The sequence below is a fragment of the Geodermatophilus sp. SYSU D00742 genome (assembly GCF_054049935.1).
Map to the genome: position 1 here is coordinate 1 of NZ_JBJGYJ010000008.1, position 21,233 is coordinate 21,233.

General features: G+C 73.8%; 21 protein-coding genes. 14 read left to right on the forward strand and 7 right to left on the reverse strand.

Annotated features, from left to right (window positions below; all coding sequences use genetic code 11):
• Positions 1-362 precede the first annotated feature (362 nt).
• The 4 genes from ACI78V_RS07575 (at position 363) to ACI78V_RS07590 (ending at position 5,453) form a co-directional block, all read left to right on the forward strand.
• Positions 363-614, forward strand: a complete 252-nt coding sequence (locus ACI78V_RS07575; RefSeq protein ID WP_456850221.1) for a LysM peptidoglycan-binding domain-containing protein — start codon at positions 363-365, stop codon at positions 612-614.
• Positions 615-764: 150 nt separating this feature from the next.
• On the forward strand, positions 765-1,505 hold the full coding sequence (locus ACI78V_RS07580; RefSeq protein ID WP_456850222.1) for a hypothetical protein: 741 nt from the start codon (positions 765-767) through the stop codon (positions 1,503-1,505).
• Between the two features lie 435 nt (positions 1,506-1,940).
• Positions 1,941-2,498 carry a transcriptional regulator NrdR gene (gene nrdR / locus ACI78V_RS07585; protein ID WP_456850223.1) on the forward strand — a complete coding sequence of 186 codons (558 nt, stop codon included), beginning with the start codon at positions 1,941-1,943 and terminating at the stop codon, positions 2,496-2,498.
• Between the two features lie 90 nt (positions 2,499-2,588).
• Positions 2,589-5,453, forward strand: coding sequence for a vitamin B12-dependent ribonucleotide reductase (locus ACI78V_RS07590; protein WP_456850224.1), 2,865 nt, complete (start codon positions 2,589-2,591; stop codon positions 5,451-5,453).
• A gap of 444 nt (positions 5,454-5,897) precedes the next feature.
• Here the strand turns inward: ACI78V_RS07590 and ACI78V_RS07595 are convergent, their stop codons facing one another.
• The 3 genes from ACI78V_RS07595 to ACI78V_RS07605 form a co-directional block, all read right to left on the reverse strand.
• On the reverse strand, positions 5,898-6,323 hold the full coding sequence (locus ACI78V_RS07595) for an ester cyclase (protein WP_456850225.1): 426 nt from the start codon (positions 6,321-6,323) through the stop codon (positions 5,898-5,900).
• A 505-nt stretch (positions 6,324-6,828) separates the two neighbouring features.
• The gene (locus ACI78V_RS07600; RefSeq protein WP_456850226.1) at positions 6,829-7,821 is read right to left on the reverse strand and encodes a hypothetical protein; all 993 of its coding nucleotides are present in this window, start codon (positions 7,819-7,821) and stop codon (positions 6,829-6,831) included.
• A gap of 24 nt (positions 7,822-7,845) precedes the next feature.
• The gene (locus tag ACI78V_RS07605; protein ID WP_456850227.1) at positions 7,846-9,177 is read right to left on the reverse strand and encodes an SLC13 family permease; all 1,332 of its coding nucleotides are present in this window, start codon (positions 9,175-9,177) and stop codon (positions 7,846-7,848) included.
• 183 nt (positions 9,178-9,360) lie between these two features.
• Here ACI78V_RS07605 and ACI78V_RS07610 point away from each other — a divergent pair, with 183 nt between their 5' ends.
• Complete coding sequence (locus tag ACI78V_RS07610) at positions 9,361-10,128, forward strand: IclR family transcriptional regulator (protein ID WP_456850228.1); 768 nt, start codon at positions 9,361-9,363, stop codon at positions 10,126-10,128.
• A 9-nt stretch (positions 10,129-10,137) separates the two neighbouring features.
• Here ACI78V_RS07610 and ACI78V_RS07615 read toward each other — a convergent pair whose 3' ends face one another.
• Positions 10,138-10,299, reverse strand: a complete 162-nt coding sequence (locus ACI78V_RS07615; protein ID WP_456850229.1) for a hypothetical protein — start codon at positions 10,297-10,299, stop codon at positions 10,138-10,140.
• Positions 10,300-10,397: 98 nt separating this feature from the next.
• On the opposite strand from ACI78V_RS07615, the gene ACI78V_RS07620 reads away from it, so the two are divergent.
• Both ACI78V_RS07620 and mgrA read left to right on the forward strand, forming a co-directional pair.
• The gene (locus tag ACI78V_RS07620; RefSeq protein ID WP_456850230.1) at positions 10,398-10,775 is read left to right on the forward strand and encodes a hypothetical protein; all 378 of its coding nucleotides are present in this window, start codon (positions 10,398-10,400) and stop codon (positions 10,773-10,775) included.
• 35 nt (positions 10,776-10,810) lie between these two features.
• A complete protein-coding gene (gene mgrA / locus ACI78V_RS07625) occupies positions 10,811-11,845 on the forward strand; it encodes an L-glyceraldehyde 3-phosphate reductase (protein ID WP_456850231.1) in 1,035 nt (344 codons plus the stop codon).
• Between the two features lie 31 nt (positions 11,846-11,876).
• Here mgrA and ACI78V_RS07630 read toward each other — a convergent pair whose 3' ends face one another.
• The 3 genes from ACI78V_RS07630 to ACI78V_RS07640 all read right to left on the reverse strand — a co-directional run bounded on the left by ACI78V_RS07630 (position 11,877) and on the right by ACI78V_RS07640 (position 14,484).
• On the reverse strand, positions 11,877-12,764 hold the full coding sequence (locus ACI78V_RS07630; protein WP_456850232.1) for an alpha/beta fold hydrolase: 888 nt from the start codon (positions 12,762-12,764) through the stop codon (positions 11,877-11,879).
• A gap of 115 nt (positions 12,765-12,879) precedes the next feature.
• Complete coding sequence (locus tag ACI78V_RS07635) at positions 12,880-13,698, reverse strand: SRPBCC family protein (RefSeq protein ID WP_456850233.1); 819 nt, start codon at positions 13,696-13,698, stop codon at positions 12,880-12,882.
• 63 nt (positions 13,699-13,761) lie between these two features.
• Positions 13,762-14,484, reverse strand: coding sequence for a DUF1275 family protein (locus ACI78V_RS07640; protein ID WP_456850234.1), 723 nt, complete (start codon positions 14,482-14,484; stop codon positions 13,762-13,764).
• A 162-nt stretch (positions 14,485-14,646) separates the two neighbouring features.
• Between ACI78V_RS07640 and ACI78V_RS07645 the strand changes: the two genes are divergently transcribed.
• From ACI78V_RS07645 to ACI78V_RS07675, 7 genes are all read left to right on the forward strand, one after another.
• Entirely contained in the window at positions 14,647-15,378 is a 732-nt protein-coding gene (locus ACI78V_RS07645) for a TenA family transcriptional regulator (protein ID WP_456850235.1), read from the forward strand.
• A gap of 129 nt (positions 15,379-15,507) precedes the next feature.
• A complete protein-coding gene (locus tag ACI78V_RS07650) occupies positions 15,508-15,900 on the forward strand; it encodes a Rieske (2Fe-2S) protein (protein WP_456850236.1) in 393 nt (130 codons plus the stop codon).
• 11 nt (positions 15,901-15,911) lie between these two features.
• The gene (locus ACI78V_RS07655; protein ID WP_456850237.1) at positions 15,912-17,144 is read left to right on the forward strand and encodes an NAD(P)/FAD-dependent oxidoreductase; all 1,233 of its coding nucleotides are present in this window, start codon (positions 15,912-15,914) and stop codon (positions 17,142-17,144) included.
• On the forward strand, positions 17,144-18,604 hold the full coding sequence (locus ACI78V_RS07660) for an aldehyde dehydrogenase family protein (RefSeq protein ID WP_456850238.1): 1,461 nt from the start codon (positions 17,144-17,146) through the stop codon (positions 18,602-18,604). Before ACI78V_RS07655 ends, ACI78V_RS07660 begins: the two co-directional genes overlap by 1 nt.
• A complete protein-coding gene (locus ACI78V_RS07665; RefSeq protein ID WP_456850239.1) occupies positions 18,601-19,035 on the forward strand; it encodes a Rieske (2Fe-2S) protein in 435 nt (144 codons plus the stop codon). The genes ACI78V_RS07660 and ACI78V_RS07665 overlap by 4 nt, the downstream gene beginning before the upstream one ends.
• The gene (locus ACI78V_RS07670) at positions 19,036-20,661 is read left to right on the forward strand and encodes a gamma-glutamyltransferase family protein (protein WP_456850240.1); all 1,626 of its coding nucleotides are present in this window, start codon (positions 19,036-19,038) and stop codon (positions 20,659-20,661) included.
• On the forward strand, positions 20,654-21,091 hold the full coding sequence (locus tag ACI78V_RS07675; protein WP_456850241.1) for a RidA family protein: 438 nt from the start codon (positions 20,654-20,656) through the stop codon (positions 21,089-21,091). The genes ACI78V_RS07670 and ACI78V_RS07675 overlap by 8 nt, the downstream gene beginning before the upstream one ends.
• The last annotated feature ends 142 nt before the right edge of the window (positions 21,092-21,233 follow it).

Below are 21,233 nucleotides of genomic sequence, written 5' to 3' on the forward strand. Positions count from 1 at the left end.
CGCCGCCCCCCCCCCCCCCCCCCCCCCCCCCCCCCCCCCCCCCCCCCCCCCCCCCCCCCCCCCCCCCCCCGGCCGCGCCCCGCGCCGGCGGGAGTCGATCAGCACCGGCGCGGGCGCCCCGACCGGCGGCGGACAGTCCGGTCCGGTCGACGCCGGTCGGGCCGACCCGGTCGGTGCCGACCGGCGCCGACCGGTCCGGCCTGGGAGGCGGGGTCCGCCCGGGTGTGACAGGGCCGCCGCGGCCCGTGCCGGGCGACGCGGTGCCCCCGTCGCCGGGCCGTCCCGTGCGGGGGGGTTGCGGGAGGGCGGGCCGGCGAACGCGGTCGGGGCTTCGGCTGACCGCGCGAGCCCGCCGCCTCTCGGTGGTCCTGGCACTGGGCGTCGGGCTGGCCCTGGGGGCCTGGCTCGCCCCTCTGCTCGGCGGGGGATCCGACGACCTGCGGCTCGTGGGTGAGCGCAGCGTCGTCGTGCAGTCGGGGCAGACGGTGTGGTCCATCGCCGGTGACGTGGCCGGTGACGACCAGGACGTCCGTGCCGTGGTGGACGCGATAGAGGAGCTCAACGACCTCGAGGGCGCCGTCGTCATCCCCGGCCAGGTGCTGCGGCTGCCCTGAGCCCGCGCTGCCGGGTGTGGGCGTCGGCACCGAGCCGCGTCGATGCGACCGCCGGGCCAGGGAGCGACAAGACCGGCGCCTGATCTTCGTCAAGCCTGCGCGCCCCGTCGATGACGCTGGGCGCTTCCCTGGCGACCTAACGTCAGTGGCGTGTCAGGGATGTCGGCCAGCCGATCAGCGGTCTTCACGGAGCAGTCCCCGGGCGTCGAGGTGCACGTGGACGGTGCCTGGCGACCCGGCGTGATCCTGGGGTGGCGGCACGACTCCGGCGGCACGTGTGAGGTCTGGGTGCGCGTCACGGTCGCCGACAGCGAGCGGGAATCGTGGACCGGTCTGGCCGACCTCCGGCTGCCCGAGCCGCACCCCGGGCAGGCGGCGTCCCCGCGTGTCGAGCCGCGCGTCGCGACGGCCCCGCCGACGGTGTCGTGGAGCCGGGCCGCCGCCCGCGAGCGCCTGGTGGCGGGAGTCGCCTCCAGCCCCCGGTTGTCCGACACCGGGGAAGGGCCGACCGGCTCGGAGTCGCCGCGTCGCCGCCGCCGGCACGGCGGCGACGTCACCGCCGAGCAGCCGGTGGTGCGCGCCGACGTCACGGGCCGGCACCGGGCGCCGGCGGTCACGGGACGGCATCGCGCCACCGACGACCGGGCCGCCGACGACCGGGCCGCCGACGACCGGGCCGCCGACGACCGCGCCACCGACGACCGGGCCACCGACGACCGGGCCGCCGGCGAGGAGCCCCGCCCGAGCGCCGAGGCGGTGGCGGCGCCCACCCAGACGATGGTCGCACCGGTCCAGCGCCCCGAGCTCGACTGCCTGACCCGCCCCCTGCGATTGGGCGACCGCGTGCCGCGCCCGCGCCTCCCGCGTCCCGGCGACTCGGTCCGCGCCTGACCCACGGGTACGACGGCGGTGCGGGGACGCCGCCTGCGCCGCCCGCGCCGCGATCGTGTCGCGGCGTCGCGAGGACGGCCCTGCCGTCGACACGCCGTACACCCGTCCCACGGCGTCGCGCGACCGCGGCAGAGCGTGTCGCGTCGTGTCCCGGTGACCCGTGGGACAGGAGCGCGCTGCTGGTCACGGGCGGGTCTCGGTGGAACAGCTGCCGCGTGTCCCGGCTTGCAGATGTAGTGGGGGCCGTCCTAGGGTTCCCCTACATCTAGTAGTTGCACCGATGTAAGCCCGTCCACAGGCCGGTCCTCAGGTTCTCCCCGCGGCGTCCACCGGATGTCCCCAGGAGGGTCCACAGGCGGCCGGTGGAGCCGGCGTCGCCGACCGCCACGGTCGTCGCGCGGCGGGTGCGGTCGGGGCGGAGGGAGGGGAGACGCGGTGCGCTGCCCCTTCTGTCACAACCCCGACAGCCGCGTCATCGACTCGCGCGAGGCCGACGAGGGCGCGACCACGCGTCGTCGTCGCTCGTGCCCGGCCTGTGGCCGGCGGTTCACCACGGTGGAGGAAGCCGTCCTCGCGGTGGTGAAGCGGAGCGGCGTCAGTGAGCCGTTCAACCGCACCAAGGTCGTCGCCGGCGTCCGTCGGGCCTGCCAGGGCCGACCGGTCGACGAGGACCAGTTGCAGAAGCTCGCCCAGCAGGTCGAGGACGCCATCCGGGCCACCGGGGCCGCCGAGGTGCCCAGCAACGAGGTCGGCCTGGCCATCCTGCGACCGCTGCGGGAGCTGGACGAGGTGGCCTACCTGCGGTTCGCCAGCGTCTACCGCGCCTTCACCTCGCTCGAGGACTTCGAGAAGGAGATCACCGAGCTGCGGGCCCGGCACATCGCCGCCGGCACCCTGCCGCTCCCTGGGATGCAGCACGACCCGCCGGTCGTCCGCCGGCGGGGTGGGGGGCGGAGCCAGGCCGCCCCTGACGGCAGCGTCGCCGGCACCTGAGAACTGTCAGCACCACCCGTTAGAACAGAGTGCGGCTCTCTTCCCCAGCCGCCTTCTCCACCAGCACCACCCACATCAGAGGAGAGCTCCGTGACCGAGACCGAGGATCGCCTGTCGGGCCGCACGCGTCGCGCCACCAAGGCGCCGACCCGGGGGAAGGGCCTGAAGGTCAAGCGCGTCTTCACCACCGCCGGGGTGCACCCGTACGACGAGGTGGCCTGGGAGCGTCGGGACGTCGTCATGACCAACTGGCGGGACGGCTCGATCAACTTCGAGCAGCGTGGCGTGGAGTTCCCCGCCGAGTGGAGCATCAACGCCACCAACATCGTCACGACGAAGTACTTCCGCGGTGCCGTGGGCACCCCCCAGCGGGAGAGCAGCCTGCGCCAGCTCATCGACCGGGTGGTGCTCACCTACGGCCAGGCCGGCCGGGAGTACGGCTACTTCGCCACCGAGGGCGACGCGGAGATCTTCGAGCACGAGCTGACCTGGATGCTGCTGCACCAGTACTTCAGCTTCAACAGCCCCGTCTGGTTCAACGTCGGCACCAGCGCGCCGCAGCAGGTCAGCGCCTGCTTCATCCTCGCCGTCGACGACACGATGGACTCGATCCTGAACTGGTACCGGGAGGAGGGGCTGATCTTCAAGGGCGGCTCCGGCGCCGGTCTGAACCTCTCCCGGATCCGTTCCTCCAAGGAACTGCTGTCCTCCGGCGGCACCGCGTCCGGCCCGGTCTCCTTCATGCGTGGCGCCGACGCCTCCGCCGGCACCATCAAGTCCGGTGGCGCGACCCGGCGCGCGGCGAAGATGGTCGTCCTCGACATCGACCACCCCGACATCGAGGAGTTCGTCGAGACCAAGGCGCGCGAGGAGGACAAGATCCGCGCACTGCGCGACGCCGGGTACGACATGGACCTCGGCGGCAAGGACATCACCAGCGTCCAGTACCAGAACGCGAACAACTCCGTCCGCGTCTCCGACGAGTTCATGCGCGCGGTGGAGGACGGCACCGAGTTCGGCCTGCGGGCCCGTCTCGACGGCACGGTCATCGAGACCGTCGACGCCAAGTCGCTGTTCCGCAAGGTCACCCAGGCCGCCTGGGAGTGTGCCGACCCGGGGATCCAGTACGACGACACGATCAACGACTGGCACACCAACCCCGAGACCGGGCGGATCAACGCGTCCAACCCCTGCTCGGAGTACATGAGCCTGGACAACAGCTCGTGCAACCTGGCGTCGCTGAACCTCATGAAGTTCCTCAAGGACGACGGCACGTTCGACACCAAGAACTTCGTGAAGGCCGTCGAACTGGTCATCACCGCGATGGACATCTCGATCTGCTTCGCCGACTTCCCGACCGACCCGATCGGTGAGACCACCCGCGCCTACCGTCAGCTGGGCATCGGCTACGCCAACCTGGGCGCCCTGCTCATGGCGACCGGCCACGCCTACGACTCGCGCGGTGGTCAGACGCTCGCGGCGGCGATCACCTCGCTGATGACCGGCACCGCCTACCGCCGCTCGGCGGAGCTCGCCGGCATCGTCGGCGCGTACGAGGGCTACGCACGCAACGCCGACGCCCACGCCCGGGTCATGCGCAAGCACGCGGCGGCCAACGACGCGATCCGCCCGGTCGGCGCCGACGACGCCGACGTCCTCAAGGCCGCCACCGCCCAGTGGCAGGAGTGCCTGGAGATCGGCGGGGACGTCGGCTGGCGCAACGCGCAGGCCTCGGTGCTCGCCCCCACCGGCACCATCGGCTTCATGATGGACTGCGACACGACCGGCATCGAGCCGGACTTCTCGCTGGTCAAGTTCAAGAAGCTGGTCGGCGGCGGGTCCATGCAGATCGTCAACCAGACGGTCCCGCGGGCGCTGAAGAGCCTGGGCTACCAGGACGAGCAGATCGAGGCCATCGTCGAGTTCATCGCCGAGCACGGCCACGTCGTGGACGCGCCGAGCCTGCGCCCGGAGCACTACGAGGTCTTCGACTGCGCGATGGGGGAGCGGGCCATCTCCCCGATGGGCCACGTCCGGATGATGGCCGCGGTGCAGCCGTTCATCTCCGGCGCGATCAGCAAGACGGTCAACATGCCGGAGACGGCGACCGTCGAGGACGTCGAGAACATCTACTTCCAGGGCTGGAAGCTCGGCCTCAAGGCGCTGGCCATCTACCGCGACAACTGCAAGGTCGGCCAGCCGCTGTCCGACGCCAAGGCCAAGAAGGCCGAGGCCAAGGCGGAGGTCGCGGCGGCCGCCCCGGCGCCGCTGTCGCACCCGGTGCGCAAGCGGCTGCCGAAGAAGCGGACCAGCGTCACCACCTCCTTCAGCGTCGCGGGCGCCGAGGGCTACATGACCGCCGGCATGTACGAGGACGGCAGCCTCGGCGAGGTCTTCCTCAAGCTCGGCAAGCAGGGCTCGACCCTGGCCGGTGTCATGGACGCCTTCTCCATCTCGCTGTCGATCGCGCTGCAGCACGGTGTGCCGCTGGAGACCTACATCCAGAAGTTCACCAACATGCGCTTCGAGCCGGCCGGCATGACCGACGACCCGGACATCCGGATCGCCCAGTCGGTGATGGACTACATCTTCCGTCGCCTCGCGCTGGACCACCTGCCGGTGGACAAGCGGGCCAACCTGGGCATCTTCAGCGCCGAGGAGCGGGCCGCCCAGGTCTCCGGCTACGACACCTCGGCGTCGACCGCCACGGTCGTCGAGGAGGAGGAGGTCGACCTGGAGGCGCTGCGCGGCTCCGCGCCGACCGAGGGTCCGGCCAAGCCCGAGCCCAAGGCGGAGAAGCCGGTCAAGGAGGCCCACTCCTCGGCGGAGCTGCTCGAGCTCGTCACCGGGACGGCGACCGACGCGCCGCTGTGCATGACGTGCGGCACCAAGATGCGCCCGGCCGGCAGCTGCTACGTCTGCGAGGGCTGCGGCTCCACCAGCGGCTGCAGCTGACGATGACCGTCGTCCCCTCGGTGTGACTGAGTCAGAACGGCCCTCGAGGCCCGGTCTGCGACTCTGACCACCACCCGTGTCCCCCCGGAGTGCATCGCTCCGGGGGGACACGTGGTGACGCCCCGCCGAGTGGGTGGATGCAGTCCTCGTCGTGTCGGTGAGTCGCCGACCGTCACACGATGGCCCCTTCGCGTGGTTCTCCGCGCGGACGGTGACTCGCACCCCAAAGGGGACGTCACCAGGCCGAGCGGTTCCACCGCACTCTGCCCACCGAGTGGGCACACGTCCCGGCTCGACCCGCCACCACCCACGCACCACTGCTGGACGGCCACTCGGCGGCACACGGTTCCCCGCCGGTGAGGAACCGGCCGGGGCGCCGATCGATGGGCGCTGGAGAACCCCCCGCCGACCTCCCGGTGACGGCGCGCGCCGCTGCCCAGAGCCTCAGCGTTGCGTGGGTAGGAGACCCAGCTGCTGCATCAGGGTGAGGCGGTCGCTGACGTATCGGAGCTCGGTCACCCGTCCGTCCGACACCGTGGCGTGAGTGGCCCCGATGATGTCGACCGGACGCCCCGTCGGCTCCTGACCTTGCCAAGGGCCCGTGTTGGTGCCTGTCAACCGCCATCGCCAGGCCACCCGACCGGTGCCGTCCTCGACGAAGTGATCCCGCGTGAAAGTCGCATCCGGGAACGCCTCCGTCACCATGCGGAAGGTCTGCAGTTCCGCGTCCGGGCCGTGCAGCGGCCCCGGCATGGTGTTGAACTCCCACACCAGGTCCGGCGCGAGAAGTGCGGCGTATCTCGAGAAGTCCTTGCCGTCGTAGGCCTCGAACAGTTGCTGGAGGACCTGCATCGCCTCGGAGCCGGCCACGCGGTGAGTGTCGCGGGGCTCGGCGTCACCTGTCCACGGTCCCGGGCAGCCGAGCCGGCCCCCATTCGACCCCGGCTCCTGTCCGCTGCGCGGGCCGTCCACGACACGTCTGCGGCACGGCCTCCACGCCGTGGGTCCAGGGATCGTCGGGACGCCCCCAACCGACCGGGAGTCACGCATCGGGAACGTTACCGGCGCAGGGGTGCGGGACGACGACGCCACCGTGCCGTCCTCGCCAGGCGATACGGCTCCGCGGAGTCGCCCGGCCGGCACTCACCGGTCACTGCACTGGTCATGGACGCCGGAGGCCAGCACCTTGTCCCCGGTGGCCGGGTGCCGGCCCCGGCGCCCCGTGCCCGCCCGACGCGGGGAGGGGCGCCGACGCCTCCGGGTGGGGAGCCCGGACCCGTGGAGGAGCGGAGAGACACCTGCGGGCGACGCAGGAGCGGTGGGGCGGTCAGCCGACGGAGTCGGTGTCGTCGTCCGGCGACCGCCCCACCGTCGCTCAGACCACGACGGCGGCCAGCGACTCCGGCGCGAAGAGCTCCTCGGGCTCGTACCGCCGCGGCGAGAGGCCCTGCTCGTGGTGGTAGCGCAGGAAGGTGTCGAGCGTGGCGCGGTTGGCGTCCAGGCCGTAGGGCCACCAGTCCTCGCCCAGGGCCGACCGGGTGCGCTCCACCTCGGCCCACAGCCACGGCAGGGCGTACCGCAGCGCCGCCGTCTCGCCGATGCCGGCCAGCCCGGCGTCCTTGGCGGCGGCGCAGGCCTTGACCAGTTCCCGGGCCAGCCAGCGGTGCTGCTCGTGGACGTCCCGGCGGATCACCAGCGTGTGCATGATCGGGAAGATGCCGGTCCGGGCGTGGTACTGCCGCTCCACCTCCGCGGCGTCACCGAACAGCCGCCGGATCCCGCCCCCGCCCGGGGTGTTGAACGGCCCCGGGTTGCGGGCGCTGTAGACCGCGTCGAGCTCGCCGTCGAGCAGCAGCCGGGAGAGCGTGTCGGTCGGGCCGATCGGCGCGACGTCGACGTCCGGCGGGAGGTCGAGGCGCACCTTCTCCGTCCGGCCCGGCTCGTCCAGGCCGCCGGTGCGGTAGCGCACCGACTCGACCGGCAGGCCGTGGTGCTCGGCGAGGATCCCGCGGATCCACACCGACGCGGTGATCTGGTACTCGGGCACGCCGACGGTCCTGCCCGCGAGCTCGGCGGGGTCCTTGATGTCGGAGTGGGCCCGGACGTAGATGCCGCTGTGCCGGAAGGCCCGGGAGGGGAAGACCGGGACGGCGACGTAGGGCGCCCCCTTGCTCAGCGTCATGACGTAGCTGGACAGGGACAGCTCGGCGATGTCGAACTCGGCGAACTTGAGCATCCGGAAGAACGTCTCCTCGACCGGCAGGTCCAGGAAGTTCAGCTGCGCCCCGCCGACCTGGACGGTGCCGTCGCGCAGCGGCTGCATGCGGTCGTAGGCCTGGCAGGCCATCGTGAACACGGGCTTGGCCACTGGGGCTCCTTCGGTGGGGTCGGGTCAGCCGAGCTGGGCGGGCAGGACGAAGAGCAGGACCGCGGCCAGCGGCGCCACCACGATCATCGCCAGCCCGAAGGTGAGCAGCTTGCGCGAGACCGAGCGCTGCTGCTCCTCCGGGGCGCTGGCCACGACCAGGGCGCCGACCGAGGAGAACGGGCTGGCGTCGACGACCGTCGCCGAGAGGGCGATCGCGATGAGCAGCGCCGTGGGGGAGAGGTGCCCCAGGGCCATGAGCGGGATCGCCAGCGGCACGATCGCGCCGATCACCCCGGTGCTGGAGGCGAATGCCGACACCAGCGCGGCGACCCCGCACAGCAGCAGCGCGCTGACCACGGGGGAGCCGACGCCGGCGACGCCCTCGCCGATGCGGGTGATCGTGCCCGCCCGGTCCAGCACCTCGATCAACGTGACCAGGCCGCAGACGAGCAGGATGACGTTCCAGCTGATGTGCGCGGTGTTCTCCTTGCGCGGGAACACCGTGTGGACGACGACGGCGGCCACGATGGCGAGCATCCCGATGTCCCAGCCGAGGACCAGCGAGCCGAGCGCCACGAGGGCGATCGCCGCCAGCGTCGTCACCCGGGCCGCGTCCAGCCGGGGGCGGGCCGTCACCGGCGCCGTCGCGACGACCGTCGCCGCCCCGCCGCCGCCGGTCCCCGCCGACGGCGCGGACTCCAGCGGGCTGCCGCTGCCGTCGGTGGCGCGGACCGCGTCGTCCAGCCGGTCGCCGGTCGCGCGCAGGCCGCCCAGGACGAGGTACACGACGACGGCGAGGACGACGTTGAAGCCCAGGGTGGCCAGCCACAGGACGACCGGGCTGACGTCGAAGCCCTCGCCGGCCACGCTGGCGTTGGCGATGATGCCCAGGGTGGACAGGGGCGAGAAGGTGCCCGCGCCGACCCCGGTGACGACCATCAGGCCGGCCAGGAGCGGGCGGATCCCGAACTCGCGGGCCAGGCTGATGCCGATCGGCGCCATGATCCCGGCGGCGGCCTGACCCGGTGCGCCGGCCGAGGTGACCGCGGCGGTGACCGCGAAGAGCAGCAGCGGGACGACCCGCGCGTTGCCGCGCACCAGGCGGGCCATCGACATCACCAGCCACTCCGTCGTGCCGTTGGCCGCGGCGACGGAGAACAGGTAGGTGATGCCGAACAGCAGCATGAACAGGTTGGCGGGGAAGCCCGAGAGGACCGTGGGCAGATCCTCACCCAGTACCAGCGTGCCGAGGCCGAAAGCCCCGACCAGCGCGAGTGCGCCGATGTTGACCGTGCTGACGGTGCCGACGAGGAACACGGCGAGCAGCACGACGACAGCGAGGACGTCGATGGACACGTTGCCTCCGCAGACAGGCGTCCGGGTGCTCCGGACAGCAGGGGGGAGACGGGGCAGGCGGAGTGCCCGCACCCGCGGGAGGTGCCGGGGGTCGACTCCCCGGCCGCTGCTCCCATGGGACCCGGGTCACTGTGTCCCGGACAACACGTCTCCCTATAGTCGGGAGGATCGGAGGTGGTCCAGGTGGCCGGCACGGGGTCGCGCAGCGTCGCGTCGAAGGTCTGCGCGGTGCTCGACGCGATCGGTGGCGCCCCGGCCGGCCTGTCGGCCACCGAGGTGAGCCGGCGGACCGGCATGCCGTTGTCGACCGCGCACCGGCTGGTGCAGACGCTGGCGGCCTGGGGTGGCCTCGAGCGGCAGCCCGACGGGCGGTACCGCGCCGGGCTGCGCCTGTGGGAGGTGGCGGCGACGGCCCCGCGGGCCAGCGCGCTGCGGGACACGGCGCGGCCGTTCCTCGAGGACCTCTACGAGGCGACCCAGCAGAACGTCCAGCTCGCCGTCCGGGACGCCGGCGCCGCGCTCGTCGTGGAGCACTTCGCCACCCGGTCGGCCGTGCCGACGGCGACGCGCATCGGTGGCCGGCTGCCGCTGCACGCCAGCGGGGTGGGGCTGGTCCTGCTGGCGTGGGCGCCCGAGGAGGAGCAGGACGCCGTCCTCGCCGGCCCGCTCGAGCGGTTCACCGAGCGCACGGTGACCGACCCCGCCCGGTTGCGCCGCGTCCTGGCCGAGGTCCGCCGGTCCGGTGTGTCCGTGGCGACGAGCACGATGCCGCTGCCGGCGCTGGCGGTCGCCGCGCCGGTGGTGGGCAGGGGCGGGGTCGTGGTGGCCGCCGTGTCGGTCGTCGTCCCGCCCGAGGACACCTCGGCGCCCAGCTACGTCCCCGCGGTCATCGCCACCGCGCGCGGTGTGTCCCGGCAGCTGGCCGGCGTCCCGGTCGCGCTGCCGCGGTGACCGGCCCGGTCAGAGGCGGTCCTTCTGCCGGCCCCAGCCGAAGGCCGCCGTCGCCACGAAGAACAGCAGGCCGACGACGGCCAGCCAGAACAGGCCCTCCACGACGGCACCGATGACGGTGATGGCCAGCCAGACGACCAGCAGGAGCCCGAGGAAGCGGAGCACGGTCATCTCCCGGAGGACGGCGACGGAGACTGTCGTCCCCGACCCTAGGCCCTGACGGGCGCCCCACCAGGGCCGACCGGCCCCGTACGAGAGGAGTCCGCAGCGTGCCCGACGACCTCGACGCCCTGCTCGCCGCCGTCCCCCCGGAGGTGGCCGACCTCGTCCGGGCCTCCGACGAGCTGGTCCGGCGCACCGACCCGGACGTCGTCCGCAGCGTCTGGCCGCACCAGAAGACGGTCGGCTACGGCGTGGGGCCGAGGAAGGGGACCGAGCACTACGCCTACCTCGCCGTCTACGGGCAGGTCCTCAACCTCGGGTTCAACCACGGCGCCGCGCTGAACTCCGGCGGCCTGCTCGACGGCGCCGGGAAGTCCTTCCGCAAGCTGCGGGTCCGCGGCGTCGAGACGCTCCAGGACCCGCGGCTGGCCGACCTGCTGCGCGCGGCCCGGGCCGAACGACTCCAGGCCCTCGGCCGCCCCTGAGGCCGGGCGGCCCGGTCGCTGGTTGGATCGCGGGCATGGCCTTCCGCGCGTCCGATGCCCGCTACGACTCCATGACCTACCGGCGCACCGGCCGCAGCGGCCTGGACCTGCCCGCGATCAGCCTCGGGCTGTGGCACAACTTCGGCGACGACGTCCCGTTCGACCGGCAGCGCGACATCCTCCGCCGCGCCTTCGACCTCGGGATCACCCACTTCGACCTCGCCAACAACTACGGCCCGCCCTACGGCTCCGCCGAGGCCAACTTCGGCCGGCACCTCGCCGACGACTTCGCGCCCTACCGGGACGAGCTGGTCATCTCCACCAAGGCCGGCTACGACATGTGGCCGGGCCCCTACGGCCAGGGCGGGGGATCGCGGAAGTACCTCACCGCCAGCCTCGACCAGTCGCTGCGCCGGATGGGGCTGGACTACGTCGACATCTTCTACTCGCACCGCCCCGACCCGACCACGCCGCTCGAGGAGACGATGGGCGCGCTGCACAGCGCCGTCCGGGCCGGCAAGGCGCTCTACGCGGGCATCTCCAGCTACGGCCCGGAGGACACCGCGAGGGCCGCGGAGATCCTCGCCGACCTCGGCACGCCGCTGCTGATCCACCAGCCGTCGTACTCGATGCTCAACCGCTGGATCGAGACCGAGGGCCTGCTCGACGTGCTCGAGGACGCCGGCGCGGGCTGCATCGCCTTCTCCCCGCTGGCGCAGGGGATGCTGACCACCAAGTACCTCGACGGCGTCCCGGCGGGGTCGCGGGCCAGCCAGGACAAGTCGCTGTCCACCGACCTGCTCACCGACGAGGCCCTCACCCACGTCCGGGCGCTGGACGGGATCGCGCAGCAGCGCGGCCAGAGCCTGGCCCAGATGGCGCTGGCCTGGGCACTGCGCGACCCGCGCGTGACGACGGTGCTCATCGGCGCCAGCAGCGTCGGTCAGCTCGAGCAGAACGTGGGCGCCCTGGCGCAGCTGACGTTCTCCGACGAGGAGCTGGCCGCCGTCGACCAGCACGCCGTCGACGCCGGCATCGACATCTGGCAGGGGCCGCGCACCGGAGCCTGAGTGCCGGGTCGCAGCAGGAGGAGCGCCGGCACTACTTCCAGCGGTCGACGAACTCGATCGTCGCGGCGTCGACGTCCCCGGGGTCCGAGGCGCTCAGGAAGTGGCGGCCACCCTCGACGACGCGGAGCCGGGCGTCGGGACTGTTGACGAAGAGCTCGATCTCGTCCTGGGCATTGGCAACCGAGTAGACCGGGTCCGCCGTGCCGTGCATCCACAGGACCGGGCACCGAACGCCGTCCAGCCGGGCGTGCAGGCCGTCGCGGTCACGCAGGTTGATGCTGCTGATCCGCAGCCGCGCACGCCCGGCGTCGCCGGCGTAGTTCTCCTGATGCGTCCGGTGCCAGAACGTGCGCTCCCCGGCCGGCACGTCCTCGCCGAGGCCCTCGGCGAGGACGGCGTCGACCAACTCGACCGGGATCACCCAGTCGTCGCCGACGCTCGGGGCGAGGGCGTCGATGGCCGGTGTGCAGAACCCGATCCCGTCCCAGCACCCCAGGTCGCGGCTGCGCTGGCTCTCGTAGTCCATCGAGGTGCCGAGCGGGATGATGCCCTTCACGGTGCGGGGAGCCAGCATCGCCATGCGGGCCGCGATCCACCCACCCTGCGACGTGCCCAGGACGAACGCCTCGGGGATGCCGAGTGCGTCGAGGACCTGCAGGTTGGCGATGGCCGAGTCCCAGTAGGTGAACTGTTCGTACGCGGCGCGGGTCCGGCCGTGGCCGTAGGGCTCGAGCGCGAGCAGGTTCGCGGTGGCGGTGAGCTCCTCGTCGGCGAACTGGGGCCGGTACAACTCGACGGAGGTGCTGAACGAGTTGACCATGACCAGCGTCGGGAGCGAGGCGTCGTACGCCCCGCCGAGCCGGTAGCCGATGGTCGAGGTGCCGAGATGGGGCACCGTGATCGTCTCTGCGCTGCTCATGATCTCCCCCGGTCTCAGGGACGGGCGCACGGCAGGTCGGCCGGAGCGGGCTGGCGCTGGTCATCGTGGCCTCGGGGCTCGCGACCGGTCAACCGCCCGGCCTCCACGGGGACGGTCAGTGCGGCCGACCGGTGGTGCCCTCCTCGTCGCGGCCCACCCCCGGGTCGAGGGTGCGCTGTGCGATCGGCTCGGGTCCCTCGTCGAGCACCTCGGACGGGACGCCGAGGGCGGCGGTCGACGACTCCGGCGCGGGCTGCGAGGCGTGGGCGGCACGCCGCTCCGCGGGCGGGATCTCCACCGGCCCGGGCTTGTCCTCGGTCTCGTCCGAGCCGCTCGCGGCCACCGCCGCACCCACGGCCGCGGCGCCGGCGGCCACCGCGGCGACGCCGGCCGCGACCGCGGTGCCCGACACCCCGGCCCTGCCGCTGTCACCCCGCGAGGCCGCGGCGTCCTCGACGCCGGGGGTCCCGACGCCGGCGCCGGCGTTGATCGACCCGCGCCAGACGCCGGTGGGGTAGCCCTCGTCCTCGACCAGCGCCTTGAAGCGCTCGAGGTCGGCGCGGACCTGCCGCTCGACGACGCCCAGCGTGTCGCCGACCTGCTCGACGACACCCTCGGGCTCGTACTCCAGTGTCAGGTGGACCACCGTCGCGTTCGGCCCGGCCGCCTCGAAGCGCACGGCACCGGCGTTGGTCGCGCCGCTGGTGGCCGCCCAGGCGATCCTCGTGTCCGGGACCTGCTCCAGGATGGCGGCCTCCCACTCGCGGCGGACGCCGGCGATCTCCGCGACCCAGTGCAGCCGGCGGTCGTCGAGCTGGCGCACCTCGGTGACCCCGCCCATGAAGTGCGGGAAGTCCTCGAACTGCGTCCACTGCCCGTAGGCGGTGCGCAGCGGGACATCGGCCTGGATGGAGCGCTCGACCCTCGTCGTCATGGGGACCCCCTCGTCGCCGGACCTGGACCCCGGGTACCCCTCCCGCCCGCGCTGATGCGCGCCTCAGCGGCGGCGGCCGGCCACCACCGCGACGACGACCACGCCGCCGAGCGCGACCAGCTGCAGGGCCGGTGCCGCCAGCGGCGCCACCAGGAGCAGCCCGCCTCCCGCGGCGGCCCCGGCCACGAGACCCAGGATGATCTCCACGCTGGAGCGGACCTCGCGGAAGCCGCGTCCGGAGACCAGGCGCATGACCACGGTGGTCAGCGTGCCGGTGAGGTAGGTGGTGGACATGCCGGAGACGCCGAAGCGCTGCACGACGCTGCTCTGCACGCCCAGCGCCGCGGCCATCGCGAACAGCAGGACCTGGGTCAGCACCGGCCCCGGCTCCGCGCCGGTGACCCACCAGCCGACCGCGTAGCCGGCCAGCAGGACCAGCTCCACCACCAGGCCGACGGTCACCGGCCGCGGCCACACCGCGTCGTCCGGCCGCGGGGAGCCGGCCAGCCGGGCGCCGAGGGCCGCGCCGGCGCAGAAGGCGAGGATCGCCCCGCCCGAGGCGATGGCCAGGGCGCCGTCGGCGGAGCTGGCCGACACCCCGAGGATCACCAGGTTGCCGGTCATGACGCTGGTGAAGGCACCACCCAGGGCGAGCAGGCCGATCGCGTCGGTGGCGCCGCTGACCACGGCGAGGGCGACCACCAGGACCTGGCGGAGCCCGGTGCCGACACCCCCGGCCGGGCGCAGCGGCGGTGCGGACGACGGGGCGGTGGAGACGGCGGACACGTCGGTTGAGTCTCCGCACGGACGACGTCCACCGCGTTGGACGAACTGCCCACGGAACCGCTGCATCCATGTGCACTGTGACCCTCATGTGAGGGGGTGTGGCGCTCCTAACTTCGTCGTCACACAGCCACCGCTGGAGACCGACCGGAGAAGGCGAATCACATGACCCAGATGCTCGACCGCACCGAGCTGCTCAGCCCCGAGGACTTCCGCGTCGCCCTGCAGGACGCGATCAAGGGCCGCGAGGCCAAGAACGCCTCCTTCAGCAAGGCCTGGGCCGACGGCAAGCTGGAGCGCCACCACTTCGCCCGCTGGGCCGAGAACCACTACACCTACGTCGGGCCGTTCGCCGACTACCTCGGCTACATCTACGGCAACACCCCCGACCACATGACCGACGCCAAGGACTTCCTCCTCCAGAACATGTACGAGGAGGAGCTGGCCGACATCCGCCACACCGACCTGCTGATCCGCTTCGGCGAGGCGTGCGGCACCACCCGCGAGGCCATCGAGGACCCGGACACGGCCAACGCCGTCACCCGCGGCCTGCAGGCCTGGTGCTACGCCACCGCGATGCGCGAGCACTACGTCGTCGCCACCGCCGCGCTGGTCGTGGGCCTGGAGTCGCAGGTCCCGAGCATCTACAAGAAGCAGATCGTCCCCCTGCGCGAGGTCTACGGGTTCACCGAGGACGAGATCGAGTTCTTCGACCTCCACATCACCTCCGACGAGGTGCACGGTGAGCGCGGCTTCCAGATCGTGCTCGAGGGCGCGACCACCCCGGAGCTGCAGCAGCGCTGCCTGCAGTTCGTCCGGTGGGGCGCCGAGATGCGCTACGCCTACACCCGGTCCCTCTACGACACCTACGTCGCCGAGGACCTCGGCGCCGCCTGAGCGACCGCCGAGCGGAGTGCCACGCGCGCGGGATCCGCGCCGTGGCACTCCGCTCGACCGCCCCGATTCCCACCGCGCCGCCGGCCGCACCCGGCACCCTCCCCGCACGCCCTCGACCGGAGGCCCTCCGTGAGCCAGCCCACGAGCCCCGCGACCGTCCCCGCTCCCTCTCCCGGTGGGTGGGTGCACGTGGCCGAGATGACGGACCTCGCCCGCCGCAAGCGCAAGCAGGTCACCGTCGGCGGTTGCCCGATCGCCCTGTTCCTCGTCGACGACGAGGTGTTCGCGATGGACGACGTCTGCGTCCACAAGGAGCGATTCCTGACCAAGGGCACCCTGCTCAACGGTCAGGTCATCTGCCCCGGCCACCAATGGCGGTTCGACCCCCGCACCGGTGAGGCCGAGGACCAGGACGGCCGCCAGGCAACCTACGCCGTGCAGGTCACCGACGAGGGCGCGATCCTCCTCGACCCCGAGCCCGTCACCCCGCGGCGCGAGAGCGCGCCCGACGCTCCCGCCTGAGGTGCATCCCCATGACTGCTGAACAGACCCTCGTCGTCGTCGGCGGCGGCCACGTCGCCGCCGCCACCGCCAAGGCGGTGCGCCGCCGCGGCTTCGCCGGCCCCGTGGTCGTCCTCGGCGACGAGCCGGTCGGCCCCTACCAGCGCCCCATGCTCTCCAAGGAGCGGCTGACCGGCCCCGGTGAGGCCGGCCTCTGGTTGCTGGACCCTGCGTGGTGCGCCGCCAACGACGTCGAGATCCGCACCGGCACCCCGGTCGAGCGCATCGACGCCGCCACCGGCCAGGTGCTGCTCACCGGCGGCGGGGCCGTCCGCGCCGACCTCGTGGTGCTGGCCACCGGTGGCCGCCCGCGGCAGCTGCCCGGCCTCGACGGGGACCGCGTGCACACCCTGCGCTCACTCGCCGACAGCGACCGGCTGCGCGACCGGCTCGTGCCGGGCCGCCGCATCGGCGTGCTGGGCGGTGGCTTCCTCGGCACCGAGGTCGCCGCGGCCGCCCGCAGCCGCGGCGCCGACGTGGTCGTCCTCGACCGCGACCCGGTCCTGCTCACCCGTGTGCTCGGTGCCGACATCGGCCGCGCGCTGACCGACCTGCACGCCCGCCGCGGGGTGGAGTTCCGGCTCGGGCAGCCCATCGAGGCGGTCACCGCTCGCCCCGACGGCGTCTCCCTCACCCTGCCGACCGGCACCGAGACCGTCGACGACCTCGTCGTCTGCATCGGCATCGACCCCAACATCGAGGTGGCGCTGGCCTCCGGCCTGGCCGTCGGCAACGGCGTCGAGGTGGACGCCTACGGCCGCACCGGCATCCCGACGGTCTTCGCCGCCGGCGACGTCGCCGCCCACGACCACCCCCGCTACGGCCGGGTCCGCGTCGAGCACGCCGACGTCGCCCAGCAGCAGGCCGCCGCCATCGGTTCCACGCTCGCCGGTCGGCCCAGGACCTTCGCCGACCCGCACTGGTTCTGGACCGACCAGTACGACGTCAACGTGCAGGGCCTGGGCCTGGGCGGCATCCGCCCCGGCGACGAGGTCGTCGTCCGCGGGGACGTCGCCGCCCTCGACGGCAGTGTCTTCTGGCTGCGCGACGGGGTGGTCGTCGCCGCGGCCGCCGTCGAGCGCGGCGAGGACGTCTCCGTCGCCCGTGAGCTGGTCGACCTCGCCGTCCCCGTGGACGCGCAGCGGCTGGCCGATGAGTCCGTCGAGCTCGAGGAGCTCCTGGAGTTCGAGGAGGTGCCGGCCTGATGGACCCCCGCACCGTGCGCAACCTGGTCGACGGCCAGTGGGTGGAGTCGGTCACCGGCCGGGTCCGCGAGCGTCGCGACCCCGGCGACGACCGCCGTGTCGTCAGCGTCTTCCCCGAGTCCGACGCCAAGGACGCCGACGCCGCGGTCTCCGCCGTCCTGGCCGGCTGGTCGGAGTGGGCCGACACCGCCCCGGAGAAGCGGGGCCGGGCGCTGGAGCGGGCCGCCGACGTGCTGGAGTCCCAGCGCGACACGCTCGTCGAGGAGCTGGTCCGCGAGGAGGGCAAGACCCGCGCCGAGGCCACCGTCGAGGTCACGCGCACCCCGCTGAACCTGCGCTTCTACGCCGGCGAGGCGCTGCGGACCGCCGGGCAGACCCTGCCCACCGGCGACGGCAGCCTGGTCTTCACCAGCCGCTCCCCGGTCGGCGTCGTCGTCGCGATCACGCCGTGGAACTTCCCGCTCAACATCCCCTCCCGCAAGCTGGGCCCGGCCCTGGCCGCGGGCAACGGCGTCGTCTTCAAGCCCAGCGAGGTCACCCCGCTGCTCGGCCAGCGCCTGGTCGACGCGCTGCTCGAGGGCGGGGTGCCGGCCGGCGCGCTCGCCGTCCTGCACGGCGGGGCCGAGGTGTCGCAGGCGCTGGTCGCCGACGACCGGCTGGGCGCCATCACCTTCACCGGCTCGACGGCGGTGGGGGAGTCCATCCACCGGGTGGTGCGGGCCAGCCGGCGCACGCAGCTGGAGATGGGCGGCAAGAACCCGGTCGTCGTCCTGGAGGACGCCGACCTCGACCGCGCCGCCGGCCTCATCGCCAAGGGCGCCTTCGGCCTCTCCGGCCAGGCCTGCACCGGGACCAGCCGGGTGCTGGTCCACCATGCGGTGCACGACGCGCTGCTCGAGCGGGTCGCGGCCGAGGCCGCCGCGCTGCGGCTCGGTCACGGCCTCGAGCCCGGCGTGGACGTCGGTCCGCAGGCCACCGCACGGCAGAAGGAGACGGTGCTCGGCCACGTCCACCGGGCGGTGGACGACGGCGCCCGGCTGGTCGTCGGCGGCCCCGGCGACCCGGCCGAGGACGACCCCGCCCTCGCGCACGGCCACTTCGTGCGGCCCACGGTCTTCGCCGACGTCGACCCCGCCTCGGCGCTGGCCACCGAGGAGGTGTTCGGCCCGGTGCTGGCCTTCCTGCGGGTCGGCTCGTTCGACGAGGCGATCGCGCTGGCCGGCGCCACCCGCTACGGGCTGTCGGCGGCCATCGTGACCGCCGACGTCGGCCGCGCCCTCCGGTTCGCCCGGGAGGTTCCCGCCGGTCTCGTGAAGATCAACCAGACCACCACCGGGCAGGCGATGAACGCACCGTTCGGTGGGCTCAAGGACAGCAGCACGCAGACCTCGAAGGAACAGGCAGGAGAAGCGATGATGGCCTTCTACACGGTCGACAAGACCGTCTACCTGAGCGCATGACCGAGAACCGGCCCCTCGCGGCCACCGACGAGGAGCTGGCGGCGGCCAGCACGGAGTGCGCCTTCGTGCGCGTCTGCCGCGCCGGGCAGGTGCCCAACGGCTACGTGCGCCGCTTCTACGCCGAGACCGAGCACGGCCAGGTGGAGCTCGCCGTTGCCCGCCTCGACGGCAAGGCGTACGCCACCAGCAACTACTGCACCCACCTGGACTGCCTGCTCAGCTCGGGCAAGCTGCAGGACGACGGCATCCGCTGCTCCTGCCACAACAGCGTCTTCGAGCTCGAGACCGGCAAGCCGATCGCGCCCCCGGCCACCGAGGCCATCCGCACCTACCCGGTGCGCGAGGAGGAGGGCCAGGTGCTCGTCGGCCTCTCCGAGCGCGACGTCCTGGAGGGCGGCCCGCGGCGTCGCCGGCCACCGGCGGCGGAGTAGATGGCCGGCGCGGGGGGCACCTGGTCGCCGGAGGACGAGGCCGGGCGCGGGCCGACGATCGCCGCGGACGGCATGGTCACCAGCAGCTCACCGGTGGCCAGCCAGCTCGGTGCCCGGGTGCTCGCCGACGGCGGGACGGCGGTGGACGCGGCGCTGGCGATGACCGCGATGGCGTGGCTGTCCCTGCCGGGGCAGTGCGGCATCGGGGGCGACGCCTTCGCCGTCGTCCGGGAGCCCGACGGCACCGTGTGGACCGTCGGCGGCAGCGGCTACGGCCCGGACGGCGCCACCGCCGAGAGGTACCTCGACGAGGGGCTGACCGCGCTGCCGATGGGTGGCGCCCGGGCGGTCGCCACCCCCGGCGCCCTCGCCGCGCTGCACACCCTGCACTCCCGCGGTGCCACGCGCTCGCTGGCCGAGCTGTGGGCGCCGGTCGTCGCCGCCGCCCGGGCCGGCCTGCCGTGCACCGTGAAGAACCGGGCCGACATCGCCGAGCACGCCGGCTCACTGGCCGCCGACGAGGGGCTGCGCCGCTGGCTGCTGCCCTCCGGTCGGGTGCCGGCGGTCGGCGACCGGCTGCCGGCCCCCGAGCTGGCCGACAGCATCGAGCTGCTGGCCGCCGACCCCCTCGCGCTGTACTCCGGGTCGCTGGCCGAGCAGTCCGTCGCCCTGCTGCGCGCCGGCGGGGCGCCGTTCTCCGGGGAGGAGTGGGCGCTGGGCGCGCACGCGCCGGCGGAGCCGTCGATCACCGCCCGCTACGGCGATCTGGTGCTCCACCAGACGCCGCCGCCCTCGCCGGGGTGGATGGTCCTGCAGCAGGCCGGCCTGCTCGACGGCCGGCTGCTCGACCTGCCGACGCTCGGCGTCGACGCCGTCCACCTGATGGCGCTGGCGGCCCGGCGGGCCTTCCGGGACCGCTACGAGTCCTGCGCCGCCGACACCGACACCTGGCGCTCGCTGCTCACCGCCGACGCCCTGGCCGCCGCCCGTGCCGGGCTGGAGCACGAGCCGCTGGTCGCCGGTGGGGTCGGCATGGCGGGGGACACCACCAGCTGCGTCGCGGTGGACGCCGACGGCCGGGCGGTCAGTGCCATCTCCTCGCTGGCGTTCACCTTCGGCGCCCGCATCTCCGTCCCGGGCACCGGCATCGCGCTCAACAACCGGCTCGGCCGCGGCGCCTACCTCGTGCCGGGCCACCCCAACGCCCTCGCGCCCCGCCGCAAGCCCCTGCACACGCTCAACGCCTGGGTCCTCACCGACGAGGCCGGCCGGCTGCGGCACGCCGGCAACACCCCCGGCGGCGACGGCCAGGTGCAGTGGAACACCCAGGTCATCTCGCACCTGGTCGACGGCGGCCTCGACCCGCAGGCCGCGGTGGCCGCGCCCCGCTTCACCGTGCACCCGGGCAGCGACGCCGACGCCCTGGGTGCCCCGGAGACGCTGCAGTGCGAGACCCGGCTGGGTGCGGCCACGCTCGCCGGCCTGGCCGACCGCGGCCACGACGTCCGCGCGAGCGGGGCGTGGGACGCCGGCGGCAGCGCGCTGGTCGTCTCGCTGGACGAGGCCCGCGGCGTGCTGGCCGGCGGCGCCGACCCGCGGCAGGACGGGGTGGCGCTCGGTGTCTGAGCCCGGGCGGACCGCCGTCCCGCCGCAGGGGGACTACGTCCCGGCCGTCGTCCACGGGGACCTCGTGTGGACCGCGGGGATGACGCCGCGCCGGTCCGGGGAGCTGGTGGTGCGCGGGGTCGTCGGTGCCGACGTCGACCTCGCCGCCGCGCGCGAGGCCGCCGGCCTGGCCGCCGGCAACGCGCTGACCGCGATCGCCGAGGCCGTCGGCGACCTCCGCGGGGTGCGCGCGCTCAAGCTCACGGTGTTCGTCGCCGCCGTCGACGGCTTCACCCAGCACCCGGCGGTCGCCGACGGCGCCTCGGCGGTGCTGCGGGAGCGACTCGGGGAGCGGGGCGTCGTGGCCCGCAGCGCGGTCGGCGTCCGCACGCTGCCCTCGGGCGCCCCCGTCGAGGTGGAGCTGGTCGCCGCCGTCGGTGTCCCGGCCTGACCGCTGCACCTCCACCGATGCGCGGGAAACGCCCCATCCGGACGTCCGGACGGGGCGTTCCCCGCGCGATCGCGCGTCAGACGAGCGCGGACTCCTGCGCCACTCAGACCAGCGCCGGGTCCTGCGCCACTCAGACCAGCGC

Coding starts and splice junctions, on each gene's coding strand:
- ACI78V_RS07615 (WP_456850229.1), bottom strand. CDS start 10,299: ATGACCGTGCTCCGCTTCCTCGGGCTCCTGCTGGTCGTCTGGCTGGCC.
- ACI78V_RS07665 (WP_456850239.1), top strand. CDS start 18,601: ATGACCGAGAACCGGCCCCTCGCGGCCACCGACGAGGAGCTGGCGGCG.
- mgrA (WP_456850231.1), top strand. CDS start 10,811: ATGGCCTTCCGCGCGTCCGATGCCCGCTACGACTCCATGACCTACCGG.
- ACI78V_RS07670 (WP_456850240.1), top strand. CDS start 19,036: ATGGCCGGCGCGGGGGGCACCTGGTCGCCGGAGGACGAGGCCGGGCGC.
- ACI78V_RS07655 (WP_456850237.1), top strand. CDS start 15,912: ATGACTGCTGAACAGACCCTCGTCGTCGTCGGCGGCGGCCACGTCGCC.
- ACI78V_RS07645 (WP_456850235.1), top strand. CDS start 14,647: ATGACCCAGATGCTCGACCGCACCGAGCTGCTCAGCCCCGAGGACTTC.
- ACI78V_RS07630 (WP_456850232.1), bottom strand. CDS start 12,764: ATGAGCAGCGCAGAGACGATCACGGTGCCCCATCTCGGCACCTCGACC.
- ACI78V_RS07635 (WP_456850233.1), bottom strand. CDS start 13,698: ATGACGACGAGGGTCGAGCGCTCCATCCAGGCCGATGTCCCGCTGCGC.
- ACI78V_RS07660 (WP_456850238.1), top strand. CDS start 17,144: ATGGACCCCCGCACCGTGCGCAACCTGGTCGACGGCCAGTGGGTGGAG.